The organism is Cellulophaga sp. RHA19, from assembly GCF_002813425.1.
Lineage (GTDB): Bacteria > Bacteroidota > Bacteroidia > Flavobacteriales > Flavobacteriaceae > Cellulophaga.
Window position 1 is genome coordinate 3,814,739 of the sequence record NZ_PHUL01000001.1, and the last position, 22,907, is coordinate 3,837,645.

Consider the following 22,907-nt stretch of genomic DNA (forward strand, 5'->3'; position numbering starts at 1 on the left):
TACATTTATAGGTTATAATTATATTGTCATTGAAAATAGTCTTGTTTGGGGCGCTTTTTTATGCATTAAAACATCAAAAGCCATACATATATTTCTAATAAAGGGTCTACCCTTATCTAATACTGTAAGTTTTGTAGCAGAAATTTCTATAAGACCATCATGTTCCATTTCTTCTAATTTTTCTAAAGTACTTGGCAACAGCTCAAATTCTTCATCATTAGTACTCCAAGAAGTCTCTAGCCTACACATCAAATTTAAAATATGTTTTCTAATTACACGATCTTCTTGTGTTAAAATATGCCCTCTATAAATAGGAATTATATTATTAAATACTAAATGATTGTATTCTTCTAAACTTTTTACATTTTGAGCAAAACTATACCAGCTATCGCTAATACTAGATACACCCAAACCTATCATTACTTGGGTTTTAGATGCTGTATAGCCCATAAAGTTTCTATGTAAATTATTGTTTTCCATAGATGCATATAAGCTATCGGTTTTTAAAGCAAAATGGTCCATACCAATTTCCTTATACCCTACTTTGGCAAGTAAGTCTTTTCCTTTTTCATACTGTTCTCTTTTTTCTGTAGCAGTTGGCAAATCTTCATCTCTATAACCACGTTGTCCATTACCTTTTAACCACGGCACGTGTGCGTAACTGTAAAAAGCCAACCTGTCTGGTAACAACTCTTTTGTTTTTAAAATGGTTTCTTCTACGTGTTCTAATGTTTGGTGTGGCAATCCAAAAATAATATCGTGCCCAATAGAGGTATACCCAATTTCTCTAGCCCACTCTGTTACATTTTTTACATTCTCAAAAGACTGTACTCTGTTTATTGCTTTTTGTACCGTACTGTTATAATCTTGCACGCCATAACTTACACGTCTAAAACCTACGTTATATAATGCTTGTAAATGTTCTTTTGTAGTGTTGTTTGGATGTCCTTCAAAACTAAACTCGTACTCCGCCGCTTTGTCTGCTTTTCTAAAAATACCTTTTATAAGTGCTTGTAAATTTTCTGGAGTAAAAAATGTTGGTGTACCACCACCCAAATGCAATTCTTTTACAATTGGTTTTTCTGGCAACATAGCACAATACAACTGCCATTCTTTTAGCACTGCTTGTATATAAGGTGTTTCTACTTCATGACGTTTGGTAATACGCTTATGACAACCACAAAACGTACAAAGGCTTTCACAAAAAGGTAAGTGTATGTATAAACTTATACCCTCTGTAGCGTTACTTTCTTTAAAAGATTTAATTAAAGTGTTCTCCCACTCCTTACCAGAGAACGTATTTATATCCCAATACGGAACTGTTGGGTAACTAGTATATCTTGGACCTGGAATATTGTATTTCTGAACTAAATTGCACATGTATATAGCGTATTTTAGGGTAAAAATACTGGCTATTTTAAGCAACAACTATGACAAATGTCATACTACAAAAAAACAACTTTTAACTAAGCCTTATGCCAAAGTACGCAAGTAGGCGTGTTTAGTTCTTTTATTTTGTGTGATAGTGATAGGGTTCCTAAATCCTCATTACGCTTAAAAACAGTAACATCGTCAGAACTTTGCCCTGCTACCAACAACCATTTTTCAGACGGAGATAAGTTAAAATCTCTTGGTACTTTTCCGCCTGCATCTACACGCTCTACCAGTGTTAATTCTCCTGTTTTTTTATCAATTTTAAAAACAATAATTTGACTAGTGGTTCTTTCTGATGCGTATAAAAATTTTCCGTTATCTGTTATTCTGATGGCTGCCGCACCTGGTAAATCTGTAAACGATTCTGGCAATAATTTTATGGTTTGCAACAAACTACTGTCCTTGGTAGAAAACACACTTACAGTACCAAACATTTCGGTTAATACATACACAAAATCTTTTTTAGGATGAAAAACACAATGTCTGGCTCCGCTACCAGCTGCTACTTTAAAGTCTAAGTTAGCTCTGTTCATGAAACCTGTATTACTACCTTTTTCATAGGTTTTAACAGCATCTAAACCTAAATCTGTTACATACATTCTGTTTTTATGGTACAAACACATATGCGCATGCGGACCTTCTTGTCTGCCTGGGTTTACACCTTTGCCGGTATGCTGTAAAATTTGTGCATTTTGCACAAAGCCGTTTTTTTGTATGGCATAGATCTCTGCGTTTCCTGTACCGTAATTGGCAACAGCAACCTCTTTACCGTTTGGTGATATGGCTATATGGCAAGGGTATGCACCGTGAATGTATTTTTCATCTATATTGGTATAACTACCATTACCGTTGTGTTTAAATACTTTTAGTTTTGGAGTATCTTCATATGCTATTTCTTCAATAACATACAAACAATCATTTTTAGTATTGTACGTAAAATAACTAGGATTTTTTAGTGGTAAGTGCCCTATTTGGGTAGTAGTTCCTTCGTCTTCATTCCAATTTAAAATGTAAATACCTTTACTTTTACCTATTAGGGTTTCAGACATTTTTTCTGTGTAACCACCAACCAATACTATCATAGTTTAAATGCTAATTATTTAAAACCCAAATTACAAATAAAAGAGAAACATTACTTTATATGTAACTTTAAATTTACAACATCACTAAAAATGTTTGTGTAATTAAACAGTTGTTGCCACTTTATTTTCGTGCTTTTTGTACACTAAATACCCATACCAAGCTATGTAGACAAAGCATATTAATGGTAGTACAAAAGAGAAATTAATTTCTGACACACCAGCTATTGTGGTATCTGATACTCCTGTACCTCCCATATCTATAATTAAACCCTGTAAAGGTGGCATTAAAGCACCGCCTACAATTGCCATAATTAAACCTGCAGAACCAACTTTAGACTGGTCTTCTGTTAAACCTTCTAAAGCAATACCATAAATTGTTGGGAACATTAAAGACAAACAAAATGATATACCCACTAAGCTATACAAACCAAACATACCATCTATAAAAATAGTACCTAAAACAAATGCAATTGCCAATACTGCAAAGCCAGATAGTAGTTTACCTGCACTCATAAAACGCAACATTGCTGTACCAATAGCTCTACCAACTACAAAAAGTAAAAAAGCTATAATTTGATAATAGAATCCGTCTTTTAAAATTTCTGTTCCAAATATGGTAATGTAACTTTCTTTAAAAACACCAGTGTTTACCAAACCTTCTACGTATTGATAAATATACGTCCAACACATAATTTGTGCACCTACGTATAGTATTTGCGCTAAAACACCCAATGCATATTTTTTATTTTTAGCTAAGTCTTTAAATGTGTCTTTTATACTTGGCATTGTACCTTCTGTAGTATTTTGGGGCATTTTACTAACCAAAAACAAGATAAAAAAGCCAATTAAAACTAGTCCTAAAATTACATACGGATCTCTAATTACAGCTAAATCTGATGCTGTTATGGCTGCTTTTTTTACGGAGTCTAATGCTGCAAAATTATCAAAATCGTCTGACTGTAATTTTTCGGCAACAAAAAACTTAGCTATTAAAATACCTGCAATTAAACCAACAGGATTAAATGCTTGTGCTAAATTTAAACGCTGTGTAGCTGTTTCCTTGGCTCCCATTGCTAATGCATATGGGTTTGCAGCTGTTTCTAAAAAAGCCAAACCAAAAGTTAAAATATACAAGCCCAAACAAAAAAACCAAAACTGCTCTGTTACTGCTGCCGGGTAAAACAACAAGGCACCTGTAGCAAACAAACCTAGACCAATTAATACCCCTACTTTATATGAGTATTTACGCATAAACATTGCTGCTGGCAATGCCATACAAAAGTAACCACCATAAAAAGCCATTTGCACCATAGATGCTTGCGTATTACTTAACTCTAACACTTTTTTAAACGCAGAAACCATAGGATCTGTAACTGCATTTGCAAAACCCCACAAGGCAAATAAAGAAGTAATTAAAATAAACGGAAGCAACATTTTTTTGGTTACAACAGGTATTTTCTCGGTAGTTTTCATTTAATAGTTTGTTTGTTTGTTGTTAATATACTGTACAATGTATTTAAAACACTTTAACTACGCTATTTTTTTTCGACTAACAGATACTTTTGGGGCAATTATGACGTAGCAACTAATAAAAACAAAAAAGGCTAAAACAACTTGGAAAGTACCAAACTGTTTTAACCTTTTGTAAATTATGTTATTGTACTACTATAATGTAGACGGACAAACGTATTTTGTAATATTCATATCTGCATTACGCATAGCAGCAAAACCACCAGCAATATCTACCAAGTTATGAATTCCTCTACTTTTTAAAATAGATGCAGCAATTACAGATCTGTAACCACCTGCACAGTGTATATAAAAAGGTGTTTCTTTAGGAAACTCTGCCAAGTGACTATTTAACATACTAAGTGGTGTGCTTTTAGCATCTACTAAATGCTCTGACTGGTACTCGCCTACTTTACGAACATCAAAAACCTCAGCACTTTTTTCTTTAATCTCTACTTTAGCTTCATCTGCAGATATAGAACGTAAACTATCTATTTCTTTACCTGCCGCTTTCCAAGCTTCTATACCTCCTTTTAAAAAGCCAATAGTATTATCAAAACCAACACGAGATAAACGTGTAATTGCTTCTTTTTCTAAACCTTCTGGTACAACCAAAACAATAGGCTGTTTAACATCTGCAATTAAAGCACCAACCCAAGGAGCAAAACTACCGTTAAGACCAATAAAAATAGATCTTGGTATGTGTTCCTTTACATATTCATTTTGGTGCCTAACATCTAAAACAATTGCACTAGTTTCATTAGCTATAACCTCTAATTCGTCTGGTGATAATGGTCTTGTACCTCTTTCTTGTACAACAGCTATATCATCATACCCTTCTTTATTCATTTTTACATTAAGCGGAAAGTATTTTGGAGGTGGTGCTAAACCATCTGTTACCTCTTTAATAAATTCTTCTTTGGTCATATCTGCACGTAACGCATAGTTCATACCTTTTTGGTTGCCCAACGTATCAACAGTTTCCTTCATCATATTTTTACCACAAGCAGAACCTGCACCGTGAGCTGGGTATACAATAACATCATCTGCTAAAGGCATAATTTTAGTGCGTAAGCTATCAAACAAAAAGCCAGCTAAATCTTTTTCTGTAATTTCACCTGCCTTTTGTGCTAAATCTGGTCTACCAACATCGCCTAAAAACAACGTATCTCCAGAAAAAATTGCATGATCTTTACCGTTTTCATCACGTAGTAAATACGTAGTACTCTCCATTGTATGTCCTGGTGTATGCAACACAACTATAGTTACATTACCAACTTTAAACTCTTGTAAATCTTTAGCTATAAGAGCGTCAAACCCAGTAACAGCATTAGGTCCAAAAACTATTGGTGCTCCTGTTGCTTTAGATAAAGAAACGTGCCCACTAACAAAATCTGCATGAAAATGAGTTTCAAAAATATACTTTATAGTTGCATTGTCTGCTGTTGCTCTTTTAATATAAGGATCTATTTCTCTTAAAGGATCTATAATTGCAACCTCACCGTTACTCTCTATATAATAGGCGCCCTGTGCCAAGCATCCTGTATAAATTTGTTCTATATTCATAATCATTTTCAATTTTGTAAACGCGTAAAACTACGTTAATTATTTTTTTTAGATACTGATATTTATCAGTTAAAGTTTTTTTGGTGTGCTACCTTTGCTCTTAATATTGATATTTCCTTGGGTTCATCAAAATAAGTAACCGCTTCGGAAGTTTTTACAAATAAAAACTCTCTATGCAGCTCCGTTATAATTCCGCTTGTAAAAATAATATCTCTTGCAGGGCCAATAGCACCAGCTACATAAAACTGTATGTTTTTTTCGTGAATTTCTCTTATTACTTTTTCTAACATTTGTGCAGCACTAGAATCTATATAGTTAATAGCCTCTGCATTTAAAATTACACCTTTTAGAGCAGGTCCTTTTTTTTCTATATGCTTGTATAATTCTGACTTAAAAAAACTAGAGTTACCAAAATACAATTGGGCATCAAACCTAACAATTAATAAATCTTTTCTTGTAATAACTTCTGATCCAAACCTGCTTACATTTTTGTAATAATCTGAGTCTTTTACATTACCTAACACGGCAAAATGTGGTTTAGATGTTCTGTACACCATTAACAATAAAGAAAATAAAACACCTACTAATATACCTTCTTTTATACCTATAAAAACAGTACAAATAAATGTGGCTAGTAAAACTAATAGTTCATCTTTACGGTGTTTCCATAATTCTTTTGGATAAGCTACATCTATTAATCCAAATACAGAAACCATTATTATAGACGCTAATATTGCTTTAGGTAGATAGAAAAATAATGGCGTTAAAAAGAGTAATACTACCACCACCATTATAACACTAAATAAAGATGCTAAATTTGTTTTTGCACCAGCTTCATAATTTATAGCAGACCTAGAAAAACTTGCTGTAACAGGAAAAGAACTAAAAAAAGACCCTACCATATTAGCAGACCCAATAGCCTTTAATTCCTGATTTGGATTTATGGTTTCTTCACCACTTTTTTCTTCTAGCGCCTTACCTATAGATATAGCTTCTAAATACCCAACAAATGCTAGTGTTACTGCAATTGGCCAAATATCTAATATATTTTTAATAGTTATGTTTGGTACTCCAAAAGAAGGTAAACCATCTGGAATAGCACCTACTATTTTTACTCCATACTGATCTAACTTAAAAAAGTACACAGACAATATACCTAGCACTACCACAAATAAAATTGTGGGTAATTTTTTATTTACCTTTTTAAATACTACTATTAAAATTATGCCCACCAAACCAATTGCAAAGTCGTACATATTGGTTTCTCCTATTTTAGAAAATACATTTTTTAGTAACTGTATAAATTTACTACTCCCCTCTATATTTGCACCAAGTAAGTGTTTAAGCTGACTAAACATTATTATAATTGCCGCACCAGAAGTAAAGCCACTAATTACAGGTTTAGACATAAAATTAACCAAAAACCCCATTCTAAAAAGTCCTAGCAGAAACTGAGTAGCACCAACCAAAAAAGCAAGTACAATTGCCATAGCAATATAGTCTTCTGTAGTAGCAAGTGATAATGCTCCTAACCCAGCAGCAACAAGTAAAGAATCCATAGCAACAGGACCAACAGCCAATTGCCTAGATGTACCTAAAAACACATACATAAAAGTAGGAAACAAAGCTGCATACAAACCATATACGGGTGGTAAACCCGCAATCATAGCATACGCCATACCCTGAGGAATTAAAATAATACCAACTGTAAAACCAGCTAGTAAATCTTTTATAAAATCTCCTTTTTTATAGGTTTTAAGCCACGCAAGTATGGGAAAGAAATTCTGCATTAAACAAATTTACTATTATTGTTAATAGTAGCAATAAAAAAATTAAAATTGGGTCAAAAACATCTTATTAAATTACAAATTACTAGGCTTTAAAAACACTTTATATTCTGCTGGCACTTTGCCCATATTGCTATATCCTTTAAACAATTTGTCTTGGGCAACATCATAAGGGTAAAATGTAATAGGCTCTACACACAACATAGTATCTACCTCTGTCCATAACATTAACTCTTTAAAACCTTGGGTTTCTATAGTAATGGCATTTGTATTTTGTAATTCTGCCTTAGTCATATCTCTTAAAGGATAAGCTACACTACCTGCAGCTTTAATGTCTTTTACAGCAGCTTTAGCATTTTCTCCGTAACTAACTTCTGTAACGTTACTTTCTGTTTTAAAAGCTGGGTGATAGCCTAACATATACGGCATACCTTCTTCTGCAGTAATTAAAAAAGTAATTTCTACACCTGTGGTAGTTAATTCAAACTTTTTTTGAAATTTAAAATCATACGGCCAGTACAATTCACTTACGGTAGATTTATTTGGATATTTAGAATTGGCTACGTTATTATTTGCCTTGTATTCCTTTTGAAAAACTGCAGCAGTACTATCTGCACTTAACAACGTATAAGTTAACTCTCTTAACAAACCGTGTTGGTCTTGTATAGCATCACCTTTTGGTGTCCAAACCTTAAAACCTGCTTCTGCAGTTGGGCCAATAAGCGGAAACATTTCTGTGTCTGCATTACGCCATCCTGGATCTCCTTTTTGGTGTATATATTCAACCTTATCTACAAGGTAATTTACAAGTTCACCTTTATCAATCTTAACAATTTGGTTTGCTAATTCTAGTATTATCATGCTAAAAAATTATAACACACAAGTTACTATTTTATATCAAAATAGACTTTATCTTCTTGGGTAATTTGTCTTTTAACCACACAAGGATTTCCTACGGCTACTACATTACTTGTAATATCTTTAGTAACCACACTACCAGAACCAATAACCGTATTATCTCCAATAGTTACCCCTGGATTAATAACCACGTTACCACCAATCCAAACATTATTGCCAATAGTTATTGGCAAAGCGTGCTCATACAATCTATTTCTAATGCTATGGTGTATTGGGTGGGCTGCGGTATACAATGCTACGTTAGGCCCCAACATTACATTGTCTCCTATAGTTACCTTGGCACAGTCTAGTATAACAAGGTTATAGTTAGAAAAGAAGTTAGCACCAATTTCTATGTTATAACCATAATCGCACCTAAAAGGCGGCTCTATATAGAACCGCTTAGGTGTTTTATTTAAAAGCTGAATTATATCTTGCTTTTTTTCTTTTTCTTCTAGCGGAGAGCGAGTGTTAAATTTAAAAACAATTTCCTTTGCTTTAAACCGATCTTCAGCCAATTGTTTATCATAAGGCGAATATGGTTTACCAGAAAGCATTTTGTCTTTTTCACTCTGCATAGGCTTTATTTTTATTCGATAAAATTTTGTTCTCTCATCCAATCATCATTAAACATTTTACCCACATACCTACTTCCGTGGTCGTGAAAAAGAACCACTACTACATCGTCTTTTGTAAAATGTTCTTTTAACTGCAATACACCTTTTATGGCTGCACCAGCACTGTTTCCTAAAAACATACCTTCTTCTTTAGCCAAGCGTTGTGTATAAACAGCAGCATCTTTATCGGTTACTTTTGTAAAACCATCAATAATACTAAAGTCAACATTTTTAGGTAAAATATCTTCACCAATACCCTCTGTTATGTATGGGTAAATCTCGTTTTCATCAAACTCACCTGTCTCATGATATTTTTTAAATACAGAACCATAGGTGTCTACACCCCAAACTTTTACATTAGGATTTTTAGACTTTAAGTATTTACCAACACCAGATATAGTACCACCTGTACCAACACCAACAACAAAGTGTGTTATTTTGCCTTCTGTCTGTTCCCAAATTTCTGGACCAGTACTTAAAAAGTGTGCTTTAGCGTTAGACGGATTATCGTATTGGTTTACATACCAAGAGTTAGGTGTTTCTTCTCCTAGTCTTTTAGAAACTGAGTAGTATGATCTTGGATCGTCTGGTTCTACTGCAGTAGGACAAACAACAACCTCTGCTCCTACAGCTTTTAATATATCTACTTTTTCTTTAGACTGTTTGTCTGCCATTACAAAAATACATTTGTATCCTTTTATAATAGCCGCCAATGCCAAGCCCATTCCTGTATTACCAGAAGTACCTTCAATAATAGTTCCGCCTGGTTTTAATCTTCCGTCTGCTTCTGCATCTTCAATCATCTGTAAAGCCATACGGTCTTTTACAGAATTTCCAGGGTTAAAAGTTTCGTATTTAGACAATACCAAACAAGGTAATTCTTCTGTTAGTTTATTTAATTTAACTAATGGTGTATTACCAATAGTCTCTAAAATATTCTCTGCGTAATTCATTTAAATAATTTCTATTTAAGTGCAAAGATAAATTAATGATATAGAAAAATAACTAAACCTGTTGTTATTGTTAGATTATGTAAGTTGTTAGTCTACTCAAACTTAATAGACTTAACAGGGCTTATTCTTGTAATTATGTATGATGGTAGTAACAACATAAGCAAGCAAAGCAGCATTACACCTATGTTTAACACCAGTACTGTTACAAAACTTATATGCACAGGTATATACTCTATGTAATATTCTTTTGGATCTGCAAATTTTAAAAATTTAAACTTGTCTTGTAACCACAGTAAGCCCAAGCCTATTAAATTACCCCAAAAAAGGCCAATTGCAATTAGGTAAACAGCATTGTATAAAAATACTTTACGCACGCTCCAATTTGCAGCACCAAGGGCTTTTAAAATGCCTATCATTTGGGTACGCTCTAGAATTAAAACTAAAAGTGCAGTAATCATATTAATACCACCAACAATTATCATTATTCCTATAATAAGCGTCACATTAAAATCAAACAAACCAATCCACTCAAAAATGCTACGGTATTTATCTTTTATATTGCTAGAATCTAATGTAGAAACCGTAGTACCGTAAATTTCTTTACTTTTTTGGTCTATAGCATCAAAACTATTTAAAAAGACTTCAAAACTACCTACTTGGTCTTTGTTCCATTTATTAATACGTTGTATATGGCGTATGTCTACAAAAACATACGTACCATCAAATTCTTCAAAACCGCTATCGTACAAACCAATAATAGTAAAGTTTCTTCGGTTTGGTGTTTGTGACGGATTATTATCTTTTAAGAAAAAAGTAGAAAAAGTATCACCTACCTTTAAATTTAACCTATTTGCAATTAAAGAAGAAATCAAAACTTCTTCATTTAATTTATCTTTATAATTAGGTAATTTACCAGCAACCAAATACTCTTTAAAAACATCCCAATTATAATCTTTACCAACTCCTTTGGCTATTACACCTTCAAAAGTATCATCTGTAATAATTATACCTCCTTTATTAGCAATAGCTTGCACGTGTGTAATGCCATCTACATTTTTAAACTCTGGGTAAAACTCTTGATTTATGGATACTGGTACAACAGAAACATCTGACGTATTATTATCGTAATTAAAAATTTGAATGTGACCATTAAAAGCAGCAACTTTTTCTCTTACCTTCTCTTTAAGTCCTTCTCCTGTGGCAATAGCAAAAAGCATCATAATAACGCTCAACGCAATTGCTACAATGGCAATTTTTATAATTGGAGCAGATATACTACTTTTATTCTCTTTACCTTTAATTAGGCGTTTAGTAATAAAAAATTCTAAGTTCAATTTATGGCTATTTTATCCGGTTTCAAAAGTACAGTTTTATTATGGTTTTTAATACTTTCTGCGTGCGGAAACGCCCCAAAAGCTAATTTTACAGCCAATATAGAAGAAAAAGCAAAAGCTATTACTCCTAAAAAAATTGTAGTTGCGGCTAATAAAACTAACGACTATTTGCCGTTATTAAAAGGTGAAAAAGTTGCTATTGTTGCCAACCAAACCAGTGTTATATTTAAGACTGATGATACGTATACCCATATAGTAGACTCTCTACAAACACTAAATGTAGATATTAAAAAAGTTTTTGCTCCAGAACACGGTTTTAGAGGTAAGGTTGATGCTGGTGAACACGTAAAAGATGGTGTAGACACTAAAACTGGTTTGCCTTTAATATCACTATACGGTAAAAATAGAAAGCCAGATAACGCACAATTAAAAGATATTGATGTGGTGCTTTTTGATATACAAGATGTTGGTGTGCGTTTTTACACTTACATAGCTACATTGCAGCTGGTAATGGAAGCTTGTGCAGAAAACAATATTAAAGTTGTTGTGCTAGACAGGCCAAACCCAAACGGACATTATGTAGACGGACCAACTATGGAAACTGAACATAGAGGTTTTTTAGGAATGACAAATATTCCGTTAGTATACGGAATGACTATTGCAGAATATGCAACAATGATAAATGAAGAAGGCTGGTTAAATGGTGATAAAAAAACAGATTTAACTGTGGTAAAACTTGATAATTATGAGCATAACAGCGATTACAACTTACCTATTAGACCTTCTCCTAACCTGCCAAACAATACCGCAATTACATTATACCCAAGTTTAGGGTTGTTTGAGGGAATGGATATTAACGCTGGTCGAGGCACAGAATTTCAGTTTCAGCGTTATGGAGCACCTTTTTTAGACAGCACAAAATATAGTTTTACATACACACCACAACCAAACTTTGGTTCTAAATACCCAAAACACAAAGGAAAAATTTGTTATGGTAACGATTTGTCTAGCATAGAAAGAATGAATAGTATGACATTAAAATGGATTATTGATGCATATACAAACAGTACAGATAAAAGCAAAGTGTTTTTAACAAGTGGTTTTACAAAACACGCTGGTACTAGTAAGTTACAAAAACAGATAGTAGAAGGTATGTCTGAAGCTGAAATTAAAAAAACGTGGCAACCAGCTATTGAAGAGTTTAAAAAAATAAGAGCAAAATATCTTATGTATAACTAAACTTCTGTTGTAGGTTTTCTGTACTTATGAAAAGGTTGTTTTAGCAATCCTTTTATACTTGCATTTTCTACCTCATCAGGAAAAGTGTCTACACCGTACACAATACTATCACGATCTAGTTTCATAAACGTACCAAACAACCTATCCCATACCGAGAAAATATTTCCGTAGTTAGAGTCTGTGTAAGGTAACACATAATGGTGGTGTACTTTGTGCATATCTGGAGACACTAAAAAATAACTTATAACCTCATCTACTTTTTTAGGTAATTTAATATTTGCGTGTCCAAATTGGGTTGCTACCAAAGATAAAGACTGGTATAACATAACCACTCCCATTGGTGCCCCAACTATAAAAACACCAGCCAAAGTAAACACAAAGCGTATAACACTCTCTAACGGATGATGCCTGTTTGCAGTAGTTGTATCTACATTATGGTCTGTATGATGAACCAAATGCACCATCCATAAAGGCTTTACTTTATGCTCTGTAAAATGAGCCAGGTAAGCTCCAAAAAAATCTAATAGCATAACACCTATTGTCACATACAACCATAGCGGCATTTGCGGTAGCCAGTTTATTATTCCATAATTATGTACAACTGTCCAGTCACTAGTTTTTAGTAATAAAAAAGCGAGTAAAAAGTTAATTACAATAGTAGTAAACGTAAAAAATAAATTAGGCAGTGCGTGTCGCCATTTTTTATACGTAAAACGTTGTAATGGTAAAACACCTTCTAAAAGCCAAAAAAACGTTATACCGCCAATTAAAATTAAACTCCTATGTGCAGACGGTATGGTTTCAAAATATGTAATAATACTTTCCATCTTCTAAATATAAAAAAAACCGTTAACTTTTTGGTTAACGGTTTATATATAAAAATAGAAATACTATACTTTAATTCTCTTTTTCATTTCTTCAACAATGTTGTAAGCAGCCGGACAAATAGCTACATTTTTCATTGTTAAATTACTTATCTGCTGAAACTTTTTACGATCTGTATGCGGAAACTCTCTACACGCCTTTGGCCTTACATCATATATAGAGCAATAATTATCTGGCCCTAAAAAAGTACACGGTACACTTTGCAGAACATAATCGTTTTCATCATCTACACGTAAATAGTTTTTTATAAACTGCTGTGGTTTTTGCCTAAAAGATTTTGCTATACGCTCTACATCTGCATTTGTAAATAATGGTCCTGTTGTTTTACAGCAATTGGCACACGTTAAACAATCAGTTTTTTTAAACTCATCTTCGTGTAACTCTTGCATTACGTAATCTAAATTCTTGGGTGGCTTCTTTTTTAATTTGGTAAAAAACTTTTTGTTTTCGTTTTGTTTTTCTTTTGCCTTTTTTGGCAATTCCTTTAAAATCTCTTTCATTACTTTAACAAGCTCATAGCTGTTTCATACAAATCTCTGCTCCAAGCTTCAGAAGCAGATCCTATCTCTTTACTAAGAACTTGTTGCTTAGATATTATCTTTTTACCAACTTCAGAGTTGTAGTAAGCATTTAACTGTTGCTTTTGCTCTTCAGTCATTTTTGTTCTGTCTTTTAGCATTTGCTTTGCAGCCTCGCCTCTATAAAAACCTAACATTTCTTTAATATCATCTTTAGTAAAGTGCTTTGTGTACACAACACCTAAAGAATCTAAAATTTCACCTACAGCTTTACTTTTATTATCGTTTAAGTATTTATAAGCGTCTGTATTTGCAGCTGTTTTAGGATGATTTTTATGTAACATTGTTAGTAATTGGTCGTATGCATACTCATACTGTGCTGCAGAACCATTTGCTTTTAAATACGTATTAATTAAACTAGTGTCCTTTTTTGTTTGTGCAATACCATTTGTTGCAAAAAAAAGAACTAAAACCAATGCAATACCAAGTTGTTTCATATAAAATACTTTCTAATGTTGTTAAAAAATGCCACTTTTGTTGGCTAAAATACAAATAAAATGGGAAGCGATATTTTTGGTGCTGCAATGTTAGACTATCTTAACAAAACCTACAAAGAAGACATTGTTACGCTTTCATCTATTTCTGAAGATGATACAATTCCTGTGCCATATCTTTTTAGAGACTATACAGAAATGCCAATTATAGAACAAAAAGCACTACAACTAAGCAAAGGAAAAGTTTTAGATATTGGTTGCGGAGCCGGAAGCCATAGCTTGTATTTGCAAGAAAAAAATATAGATATTACCGCATTAGACTCATCTAAAGGAGCTATTGAAACTTGCAAAAAAAGAGGTGTAACCAAAACTGTTAACGCTAAAATACTAGAATATAAAGACGTTACTTTTGACACACTTTTACTTTTAATGAACGGTATTGGAATTGTTGGCAACCTTAACAAACTAGGTGACTATTTACAACATTTAAAATCTCTTTTAAATGCAGACGGACAATTACTTCTAGATTCTAGCGACATTATTTATATGTTTGATGAGGATGAAGATGGAGGTTATTGGATTCCTCCAGGAAAAGAATATTACGGTGAAGTAGATTATGTTATGCAATATAAGCAACAAAAAAGCGATTCTTTTCCTTGGCTTTATTTAGATTATAATACACTGCAACGTGCTGCAATTTTAAATGGCTTTAATTGTGAGTTGATAGTTGAAGGCGAACATTACGACTATTTAGCTAAACTTACACTTGCAAAGCAATAGAGCAGCTACTTTTTACGTTAAATAGTAGGGTTTTGTGACAATCAATTGTTAGTTATAAAAAAGAAAGAGGTTTATGAAGAATTTTAGCGTTTTATTACTTGCTGCTTTATTTTTAATTGGTTGTTCTAACACAGATGATTCTGATTCATCGGAAAAAGGAGGAAGTAAAACAGCCAACTTACAAGGCTCTGGAGATTCTGCTAATGATATTTTATCTAATACAAAATTCTCTAAACTAGCATTAGAAATTGCTTATGTTGAAGGTTTTAGACCCAACGAAGAATCATTATCTGCATTTTCTGATTTTATAAATGATATTAGTTTTAAAGATGAAATAACTGTTACTTATAAGCAGGTTTCCTCTCCTAATAAAGAAGATTTAACAATTGAAGAAGTAGCAAAATTAGAAACCGAAAACAGAACTGTTTACAACTCTGATGATACTTTAGCTATTTATATTTATTTTGCAGATGCACCGTCTAACAATGATGACATAGAAAAAAACTCTGTTACACTTGGTGCTGTTTACCGCAACACATCTATGATTATATATGAGTCTACAATTAAAGATTTAGCTGCTAAAAGTGCTTTAGTATCTGAAAAATCTATAGAAACAGCAACATTACAACATGAGCTTGGCCACTTAATGGGCTTGGTTAATTTAGGGTCAGAAATGGTTCATCCGCACGAAGGCGAAGCTACAAATGATGACGGAGAAATTATAGGCAGTAACCACTGTAATGTAGACAACTGTTTAATGAACGCCGAATTAGAGTTTGGAGCCGGAATGAAAAAAATGCTTATTGCAAGTAAAAACGGATTACCTACTTTAGATGCTGAATGTATAGCAGACTTAAAAGCTAATGGAGGCAGATAGTTAAAAACTACACTACTTAGCAAACAATTGGTGTACATCTTTAAACGCTTTAAACTCTAAAGCATTACCTGCAGGATCTAAAAAAAACATAGTTGCTTGCTCTCCTACTTCTCCTTTAAACCTAACATAAGGTTCTATTACAAAATTAACTCCCTTATCTTTTAATTCTTTAGAAAAGGTCTCAAAAGTTTCCCAAGGCAGTACAACACCATAATGCGGTACTGGTACATTTTTACCATCTACAGAATTGGTGTGTAAATCTTCTGCTGTAGTTTTCTCTTTGTAATGTATTACTAACTGATGACCAAATAAGTTAAAATCTACCCAATGGTCACTACTTCTTCCTTCTGGGCAACCTATTACGTCTTTGTAAAATGTTCTACACTCCTCTAAATTATGAACAGGAATTGCGATATGAAAAGGTGCTATTGGATATTTCATAGTTGTATTTTTAATCTTCTTTTAAAAATGATATTACTGCATTACTAACCTCATCTTGGTGTAGTGAATGTCCGTAACCTTTAGTTGTTATTAATTTACTGTTAGTCCAATTTTTATGTACTAACTCTGAGTCGGAACAAGGTGCAATAAAATCTAACTTATCATGCACAAGTAACCCCTTCTTTTTATTCTTTTTTACATATTCAGATATAGAAAAATCTTCAGCCTTAAAACCAAATTGCTCTATTATAAATTTCTTTAACTCATTAAAGACTTTATTATTAAACTTAAGCATATTTTGGTAGTTAAGCAAAATAGTATAAAATTCTGATGGCGCTCCAAGAATTACTAGTTTATCTACACTAGGATTACTGTATTTGTAATTGTTATACAAGGTTGTCATTCCCCCAACACTATGCCCTACAATATGTTTTGGCTTATATTTATCTATAAGTGTTTGTGCTACTTCTGTGTAAATAGGCACATGCAATACTTGCCCTTTAGAGTTACCATGTGCAGGCGCATCAAAAGCAATAATATTATACCCTTCTTCTTTTAAAAAAGAAATTAAATTACGCCACCTAAACACATTACTTTCCCAGCCGTGTAAAAGTAAAATAGTTTCTTTTTTGCCAGTCCACTCGTACACCTGTAAATCTATATTATTACTATGTACAACCTCTTTCTTTGCACTATTTAAAAATTCTGACTGAAAGGGTAGCACTTTTCCTTTTCTAGGCGTACAAAAAAGATAAAATGCTTTTTTTGCAGCTTTCTTTTTAGAAAACACAGAAAGCACATTAAAATATGCACCATAAACTTTGGGGATAATTTTACTTAGCATTTTTTTCATAAAATGAGGTGTAGGATACTATAAAATAAGGGTTAATCTTCTTCTCTGTGTACTGTGTCTATAGAAAAAGCTGGTGTACAAATAGATATATACTCACAAGGAGCATCAAAAGGGTTTGCATATTGTACACGTGTATTTTTCTCTATGCGTATAGATTGTCCTTGTTCTAAAACAACAACTTCATCATCTATAATAAATTGTTTTTTGCCCTTTATTACATAAGTGTACTCTGTAAACTCTGGTGTCTGAAAAGGCTCTGACCAACCCGGAGGTGCAACCATATGAGCTATACTTAACTCTTGTTGCTTGTTAGTTGCGCCACCAAAATGTTCTTCTATTAATTTACCATCTGTAGTAGGTACCACAAAAGGTTGTGTTTGTATGGTATACTTCTTTTTCATACTACTCCCAATCTATCATTAAATACTTAATTTTAGCAGCATCTGGTATTTGTATTGCTTCAATTTTTGTAGTGTTGCTATAGCGTAAGTTTTCTGGTAGTTCTTTTTTATCAATTGTAAAATAAACATCACTATCTTTTATAAACAACACAACATTGTTCATAGAAGTTAATACTTTACTAATGGTATAATTATCTTTAATATCTTTAAAAGTACTAAGTAAGTTAACACCTTTATCTGTTGTATAACGCGCATCTAAAACCCTAATATTATCTATAATAGAGTCATTACTAATACTTACTGTAAACAAAGGTTTACCTCCTTTTTCGTATATATGCTCTTTACGCATATTAGCACTTAATTGTACTGCATTATCTTTTACTATAGAGTCTGTTGCGTATATGGTTTCTATATCACTAGCCAGGTTTTCTTTGGTTAGTTTACCAAAACCATTTGCAGAAATTAAAAAATCTGCATCTGTACTTTTTGCACATTGCGTTAATAATGTTGCAGCTGCAACTATACAGGTAATTGTAATTTTCTTCATTTAAAATATGTAGTTAGTAAATAGATTTGGTTTTAATTTGTTTAGCGTAGTACTTTTTTAAGTACACCCAACATACCTCTAATAAAAGTAGCACTGGTTAACACTTTTACAATTGGGTTTTGTCTTGTGCTTTTAGAACGACTACTTGTACGCTTTGCCGCTGGTTTTTCTTTTTCTTTTGCTGCTATTTGCTCTGCCTTTTCAATTTTCTTATTCAGCATTTCATAAGCACTTTCCCTATCTATAATATCATTGTATTTTTTAACTAAAGAAGAAGCGTCTATTACTTCCTTTAATTCTTTATCTGTTAAAATATCCATACGGCTCATAGGTGCACGTAACATAGTAGCTGCTAAAGGCGTTGGTCTTCCTTTTTCATCTAAAGCAGAAATTAAAGCTTCTCCAATACCCAAAGAAGTTAACACATCTTCTGTGTCATAATACTCACTATCTGGGTAATTTTGTGCCGCTAATTTAATAGCTTTTCTATCTTTAGCTGTAAATGCACGTAAAGCGTGTTGCACTTTTAACCCTAATTGAGCCAAAACATCTTCTGGAACATCAGCAGGGTTTTGTGTTACAAAGTATACACCAATACCTTTAGAACGTATTAATTTTACAATACTTTCTATTTGATTTAACAAAGCTTTAGATGCTTCATCAAAAATTAAGTGAGCTTCATCTATAAACAACACCAACTCTGGCTTGTCACTATCTCCTTGCTCAGGAAAAGTATCATAAATTTCAGCTAAAAGACTCAACATAAAAGTTGAAAACAATTTAGGTCTGTCTTGTATATCTGTTAACCTTAAAATATTAATGTAGCCTCTTCCGTTTTCATCAATCCTGGTTAAGTCATCAACATCAAAAGATTTTTCACCAAAAAATAAATCGGCTCCTTGCTGTTCTAGTTCTATTACTTTTCTAAGAATAGTACCTGTAGATGCAGAAGAAATTCTTCCGTAGCTCTCTTTAAATTCGGCCTTACCTTCATCTGTAGCATATTGCAGTACCTTTTTAAAATCTTTAAGATCTAAAAGCGGTAATTTATTATCATCGCAATACTTAAAAATAACAGCAACAATACCTTCTTGTGTTACGGTTAAGTCTAAAATTCTAGAAAGTAATACTGGTCCAAATTCTGATACTGTAGCTCTTAATTTTACTCCATCTTGCTCAGACAAAGACAAAATTTCTACAGGAAAACTTTTAGCTTCAAAAGGCAAACCAATTTGAGCATGGCGTTCGTCAATTTTAGGATGTCCTGCACTTGGTTGCGCTATACCACTTAAATCACCTTTTAAATCCATTAGCATTACTGGCACACCTTTATCAGATAAATTCTCTGCCAATACCTGCAATGTTTTTGTTTTTCCGGTACCTGTTGCACCAGCAATTAAACCGTGACGGTTAAGAGTTTTTAAAGGTATTTTTACAAATGCATTAGTAACGGTTTCCCCTTCTACTATACCAGCACCCATAGTTATAAAGTCTCCTTTTGTAGTATACCCTTTTTCTATGTCTGCTAAAAATTTTTCCTTGGTGCTCATTTCTTAAAATTTTGATAAAAATAGCTTAAATTTAAACAACTAAAAAGAGAAGTTTTACTGTAAACACAATAAAACTCTAAGTTATTGATGCTATTTTTTTATTTTTTTTTGACGAACAAGTTAACCAGCTGCTATCTTTTACTTAAAGTTAGATAGTAAAAAACAAAAAATGTATCTTTGCATAATGGTTAAAAATGAGGTATTAGCATTAGTAGACAAAGGAGAAATGCTTCCATTAATGGAAGAATTTTATACCATACAAGGAGAAGGTTTCCATAAAGGAACCGCTGCATATTTTATACGTGTAGGTGGTTGCGATGTTGGTTGCCATTGGTGTGATGTTAAGGAGAGTTGGAACGCTGCTACGCACCCACCAACAACTATAGACGCTATTGTAGATAACGCTGCAAAATACTCTAACACAATTGTTGTTACTGGTGGCGAGCCTTTAACTTGGAATATGGCTCCGCTTACAGAGGCTTTAAAGGCTAAAAATTTACAAACACATATAGAGACATCTGGCGCATACACTTTAACAGGTATTTGGGACTGGATTTGCTTATCTCCTAAAAAAAATAAATTACCACAAGGTATTATTTATGATAAGGCAGATGAGTTAAAAATGATAATTTACAATAAAAACGATTTTAAATTTGCTGAAGAACAAGCAGCTAAAGTAAATAAAGATTGTATTTTATATTTACAACCAGAATGGAGTGTTAAAGATAAAATGACTCCGTTAATTGTAGACTTTGTAATGAAAAATCCGCAATGGAAAGTATCATTACAAACACACAAGTATTTAAATATACCATAAAAACATAAAAAAGAAGCTAGTATAAATTATACTAGCTTTTTTAGTTTATAGCTTTTGTATGCGTAGCTAATGCTGATGAAAAGCTGCCGACACAAATTTTAAAACCTCTGGTAAAGACTCCCTCCAGTACGTCCAATTATGTGCCCCATCACGAACTCTGTATTCGTGTGGTATTTTCTTTTTCATCATAGAAATATGAACTAAGCTATTGCCTTCAAACAAAAAATCTTCATCACCACAATCTATAAACCAACGCACAGATTTTACATCACTTAAAGGTATAGTATCTAATAAAGAAATAACCGAGTGTTTCTCAAAATACTTTCGCATTTTATCAATAGACTTATTTTCGCTTTCTGCAAAATCTTTTATTTTTACTGTGTCTTGTGGCAACATACCTACAGAAGCACTAAGTGGACAAGCAGAAGAAAACAACTCTGGTCTATGCAAAGCATACATAAAAGTACCGCCGCCACCCATAGATAGTCCAGATATAGCGCGGTATCTTTTTTCACCTTTAATTCTGTATTTACCCTCTACATAAGGCATTAACTCATTAAAAAAGAAATCTTCATAAAGCCAATTATCAGTATTAAAATACCCACGTTTGCCTGTGTTAGCATCTGGCATTACAATAATCATTGGTGTTGCTTTACCTGCCTTAATGGCTTTGTCTGCTATATGTAAAACCTCTCCAAATTGAACCCATCCAGTATGGTCATCCCCTGCTCCGTGCAGTAAATACAACACAGGGTAATCTCTTTTAGAAGTTTCGTAATCTGGTGGAAGGTAAATAGAGAAGTTACGATCGCTTTTTAAAATTTCACTAGTAACTTTTAGGTTATCAAAAACCTTACCTGTTTGCGCTTTGGTTATAAAACCAAACAACAAACAAAAGCAAATAGTAGGTATTAACTTTTTCATAAAACAATATTTAAGTAGGCTAATGCTTCTTAAATATAAAAAATGTAGTCCTGTTTTGGACTACATTCTCTTTAAAGCTTGTAATATATTGGTTAACCTACCAAGAAGTAACAAACATAAATTTTAAAATCTTTCTTTTTTTAGCGATACTAAATCTTCTTCCGTAACTACTCTAAAAGCAAATTTATATCCTTGAAAAGCAGCAAAACCATAAAATAAAATATCTATAGGACTAAATGATTCCGTCATTAATGAAAAAACTTCATCTAAGTTAAAAGCCGTTACTACATCTAAATAACCAACACTTGCGTAATCTGCCATAAAGCCTACAATACTAAAATAGTTTCCTAAAACACAGCTTAAGATTGCAATAATTGCACCTGTAAACCCAAAAATAGGATCTATTCCTTTACCAAAATAACGCATAGCAATACCAACTCCTGCCCCTATAGCTATTGCCATATACCCTATTTGATACCCGGTAACAACAGTAATTAAACCCCAAAGTAAAGCTCCCAAAAGACCAACTACCAAACCAGCGGTTAAAGCTAATTTATAATTTTGATGCGTTCTTAATTTTTCTAATTCTTTTTCTGACACTGCAATAGTGGCTTCCTCCCCACCTATTTCTTCAGTTTTACTAAGACGTTCTTCTGCTTCTTCATCTAAATTAAAAGTACTACACTTTAAGTTAAAGTCTGCTTTTTGGTTAGTTAAACCGCATAGTAAACCTTCTTGCATATCTAATTTACGATTGGTGCATTTTTTACAAAATACAAGTTGTTCTTCTCTGGTCATTGAGTTTTGGTTTGGTTTGATTTGATTTTAAAAATAGAAAAAATCTTACCAAAGAGACAAACAAAACTTAAAATACATAGGAATTTTCGTTAAACTAAAAAAAATCACCCCTTAATAGCTATAAAAATGGGAACCTCTGCATTTTCTGGATTACTTGCTGCTTCACCATAAATTTCAAAGTCCGAAGTATATAAACGAGCTTCTTTTGCTTCCCAAATTTCTAACCACTTATTATACACTACGTTTTTAGACAAGTCTCCTTTTGCTATGCATTTTTTATAGGTTGATGCCTTAACAGTATGTGCTACCATACCATTTGGAACCTCATCTACACTAGCAACTTTACATCCTAAAATAGTATCATACGGCTTTGTATAATCGCCCTCATAATTGGTATAAATTGAAAAAATTTCGGTACTTATTTTATTAGGAATTTTGTCTAAAATTTGCTCAGACATAAAAGTATTCCATAATACAACAATATCTTTTGCTGCTTGTGCATTTTCATTTGTAGTACGCACTTTAATACCTATTACATTAAAAGATGCTAGAGTTTCAGTTTTCATAATTCTTATTTTATATTGATTTTCATCAAAAATAAACC

General features: G+C 32.8%; 24 protein-coding genes. 4 read left to right on the top strand and 20 right to left on the bottom strand.

The window, feature by feature from the left end; genetic code table 11:
• Positions 1 to 18 precede the first annotated feature (18 nt).
• The 9 genes from hemN to AX016_RS16605 all read right to left on the bottom strand — a co-directional run bounded on the left by hemN (position 19) and on the right by AX016_RS16605 (position 11,179).
• On the bottom strand, positions 19 to 1,380 hold the full coding sequence (gene hemN, locus AX016_RS16565) for an oxygen-independent coproporphyrinogen III oxidase (RefSeq protein WP_100896676.1): 1,362 nt from the start codon (positions 1,378 to 1,380) through the stop codon (positions 19 to 21).
• An 86-nt stretch (positions 1,381 to 1,466) separates the two neighbouring features.
• On the bottom strand, positions 1,467 to 2,516 hold the full coding sequence (locus AX016_RS16570; RefSeq protein WP_100896677.1) for a lactonase family protein: 1,050 nt from the start codon (positions 2,514 to 2,516) through the stop codon (positions 1,467 to 1,469).
• Positions 2,517 to 2,618: 102 nt separating this feature from the next.
• Entirely contained in the window at positions 2,619 to 3,989 is a 1,371-nt protein-coding gene (gene fucP, locus AX016_RS16575) for an L-fucose:H+ symporter permease (protein WP_100896678.1), read from the bottom strand.
• 192 nt (positions 3,990 to 4,181) lie between these two features.
• Positions 4,182 to 5,591 (bottom strand): MBL fold metallo-hydrolase, encoded by a 1,410-nt coding sequence (locus AX016_RS16580; RefSeq protein WP_100896679.1) that lies wholly within the window; start codon positions 5,589 to 5,591, stop codon positions 4,182 to 4,184.
• A 65-nt stretch (positions 5,592 to 5,656) separates the two neighbouring features.
• A complete protein-coding gene (locus AX016_RS16585) occupies positions 5,657 to 7,381 on the bottom strand; it encodes a SulP family inorganic anion transporter (RefSeq protein ID WP_100896680.1) in 1,725 nt (574 codons plus the stop codon).
• 72 nt (positions 7,382 to 7,453) lie between these two features.
• Entirely contained in the window at positions 7,454 to 8,239 is a 786-nt protein-coding gene (locus tag AX016_RS16590; RefSeq protein WP_100896681.1) for an aldose epimerase, read from the bottom strand.
• A gap of 26 nt (positions 8,240 to 8,265) precedes the next feature.
• Entirely contained in the window at positions 8,266 to 8,853 is a 588-nt protein-coding gene (locus AX016_RS16595) for a sugar O-acetyltransferase (protein ID WP_100896682.1), read from the bottom strand.
• Positions 8,854 to 8,864: 11 nt separating this feature from the next.
• Positions 8,865 to 9,845 (bottom strand): PLP-dependent cysteine synthase family protein, encoded by a 981-nt coding sequence (locus AX016_RS16600; RefSeq protein WP_100896683.1) that lies wholly within the window; start codon positions 9,843 to 9,845, stop codon positions 8,865 to 8,867.
• A gap of 92 nt (positions 9,846 to 9,937) precedes the next feature.
• Positions 9,938 to 11,179, bottom strand: coding sequence for an ABC transporter permease (locus AX016_RS16605; protein ID WP_100896684.1), 1,242 nt, complete (start codon positions 11,177 to 11,179; stop codon positions 9,938 to 9,940).
• Between the two features lie 3 nt (positions 11,180 to 11,182).
• Between AX016_RS16605 and AX016_RS16610 the strand changes: the two genes are divergently transcribed.
• Positions 11,183 to 12,418: an exo-beta-N-acetylmuramidase NamZ family protein gene (locus tag AX016_RS16610; RefSeq protein WP_100896685.1), complete on the top strand. Its 1,236-nt coding sequence runs from the start codon at positions 11,183 to 11,185 to the stop codon at positions 12,416 to 12,418.
• Here the strand turns inward: AX016_RS16610 and AX016_RS16615 are convergent.
• The 3 genes from AX016_RS16615 to AX016_RS16625 all read right to left on the bottom strand — a co-directional run bounded on the left by AX016_RS16615 (position 12,415) and on the right by AX016_RS16625 (position 14,318).
• Positions 12,415 to 13,245 (bottom strand): sterol desaturase family protein, encoded by an 831-nt coding sequence (locus AX016_RS16615; RefSeq protein WP_100896686.1) that lies wholly within the window; start codon positions 13,243 to 13,245, stop codon positions 12,415 to 12,417. The genes AX016_RS16610 and AX016_RS16615 overlap by 4 nt on opposite strands.
• A 63-nt stretch (positions 13,246 to 13,308) precedes the next feature.
• Positions 13,309 to 13,803, bottom strand: coding sequence for a YkgJ family cysteine cluster protein (locus tag AX016_RS16620; protein WP_100896687.1), 495 nt, complete (start codon positions 13,801 to 13,803; stop codon positions 13,309 to 13,311).
• Complete coding sequence (locus tag AX016_RS16625) at positions 13,803 to 14,318, bottom strand: DUF2059 domain-containing protein (protein WP_100896688.1); 516 nt, start codon at positions 14,316 to 14,318, stop codon at positions 13,803 to 13,805. The genes AX016_RS16620 and AX016_RS16625 overlap by 1 nt, the downstream gene beginning before the upstream one ends.
• 60 nt (positions 14,319 to 14,378) lie before the next feature.
• Between AX016_RS16625 and AX016_RS16630 the strand changes: the two genes are divergently transcribed.
• The gene (locus AX016_RS16630) at positions 14,379 to 15,095 is read left to right on the top strand and encodes a class I SAM-dependent methyltransferase (protein WP_100896689.1); all 717 of its coding nucleotides are present in this window, start codon (positions 14,379 to 14,381) and stop codon (positions 15,093 to 15,095) included.
• Positions 15,096 to 15,168: 73 nt separating this feature from the next.
• On the top strand, positions 15,169 to 15,972 hold the full coding sequence (locus AX016_RS16635; protein ID WP_100896690.1) for a hypothetical protein: 804 nt from the start codon (positions 15,169 to 15,171) through the stop codon (positions 15,970 to 15,972).
• Between the two features lie 12 nt (positions 15,973 to 15,984).
• Here AX016_RS16635 and AX016_RS16640 read toward each other — a convergent pair whose 3' ends face one another.
• The 5 genes from AX016_RS16640 to AX016_RS16660 are packed head-to-tail and all read right to left on the bottom strand — an operon-like array spanning position 15,985 to position 19,764.
• Positions 15,985 to 16,413, bottom strand: a complete 429-nt coding sequence (locus tag AX016_RS16640; RefSeq protein WP_100896691.1) for a VOC family protein — start codon at positions 16,411 to 16,413, stop codon at positions 15,985 to 15,987.
• Positions 16,414 to 16,423: 10 nt separating this feature from the next.
• Entirely contained in the window at positions 16,424 to 17,266 is an 843-nt protein-coding gene (locus AX016_RS16645; protein WP_100896692.1) for an alpha/beta fold hydrolase, read from the bottom strand.
• Between the two features lie 32 nt (positions 17,267 to 17,298).
• On the bottom strand, positions 17,299 to 17,667 hold the full coding sequence (locus AX016_RS16650) for a cupin domain-containing protein (RefSeq protein WP_100896693.1): 369 nt from the start codon (positions 17,665 to 17,667) through the stop codon (positions 17,299 to 17,301).
• Position 17,668: 1 nt separating this feature from the next.
• A complete protein-coding gene (locus AX016_RS16655; protein ID WP_100896694.1) occupies positions 17,669 to 18,214 on the bottom strand; it encodes a hypothetical protein in 546 nt (181 codons plus the stop codon).
• Positions 18,215 to 18,255: 41 nt separating this feature from the next.
• Entirely contained in the window at positions 18,256 to 19,764 is a 1,509-nt protein-coding gene (locus AX016_RS16660; RefSeq protein ID WP_100896695.1) for a helicase HerA-like domain-containing protein, read from the bottom strand.
• 169 nt (positions 19,765 to 19,933) lie between these two features.
• On the opposite strand from AX016_RS16660, the gene AX016_RS16665 reads away from it, so the two are divergent.
• Positions 19,934 to 20,581: a 7-carboxy-7-deazaguanine synthase QueE gene (locus tag AX016_RS16665; RefSeq protein WP_232732649.1), complete on the top strand. Its 648-nt coding sequence runs from the start codon at positions 19,934 to 19,936 to the stop codon at positions 20,579 to 20,581.
• Between the two features lie 66 nt (positions 20,582 to 20,647).
• Here AX016_RS16665 and AX016_RS16670 read toward each other — a convergent pair whose 3' ends face one another.
• The 3 genes from AX016_RS16670 to AX016_RS16680 all read right to left on the bottom strand — a co-directional run bounded on the left by AX016_RS16670 (position 20,648) and on the right by AX016_RS16680 (position 22,869).
• Entirely contained in the window at positions 20,648 to 21,505 is an 858-nt protein-coding gene (locus AX016_RS16670) for an alpha/beta hydrolase (protein WP_100896697.1), read from the bottom strand.
• A gap of 123 nt (positions 21,506 to 21,628) precedes the next feature.
• The gene (locus AX016_RS16675; RefSeq protein ID WP_100896698.1) at positions 21,629 to 22,303 is read right to left on the bottom strand and encodes a hypothetical protein; all 675 of its coding nucleotides are present in this window, start codon (positions 22,301 to 22,303) and stop codon (positions 21,629 to 21,631) included.
• Between the two features lie 104 nt (positions 22,304 to 22,407).
• Entirely contained in the window at positions 22,408 to 22,869 is a 462-nt protein-coding gene (locus tag AX016_RS16680) for a GyrI-like domain-containing protein (protein WP_100896699.1), read from the bottom strand.
• Positions 22,870 to 22,907 lie beyond the last annotated feature (38 nt).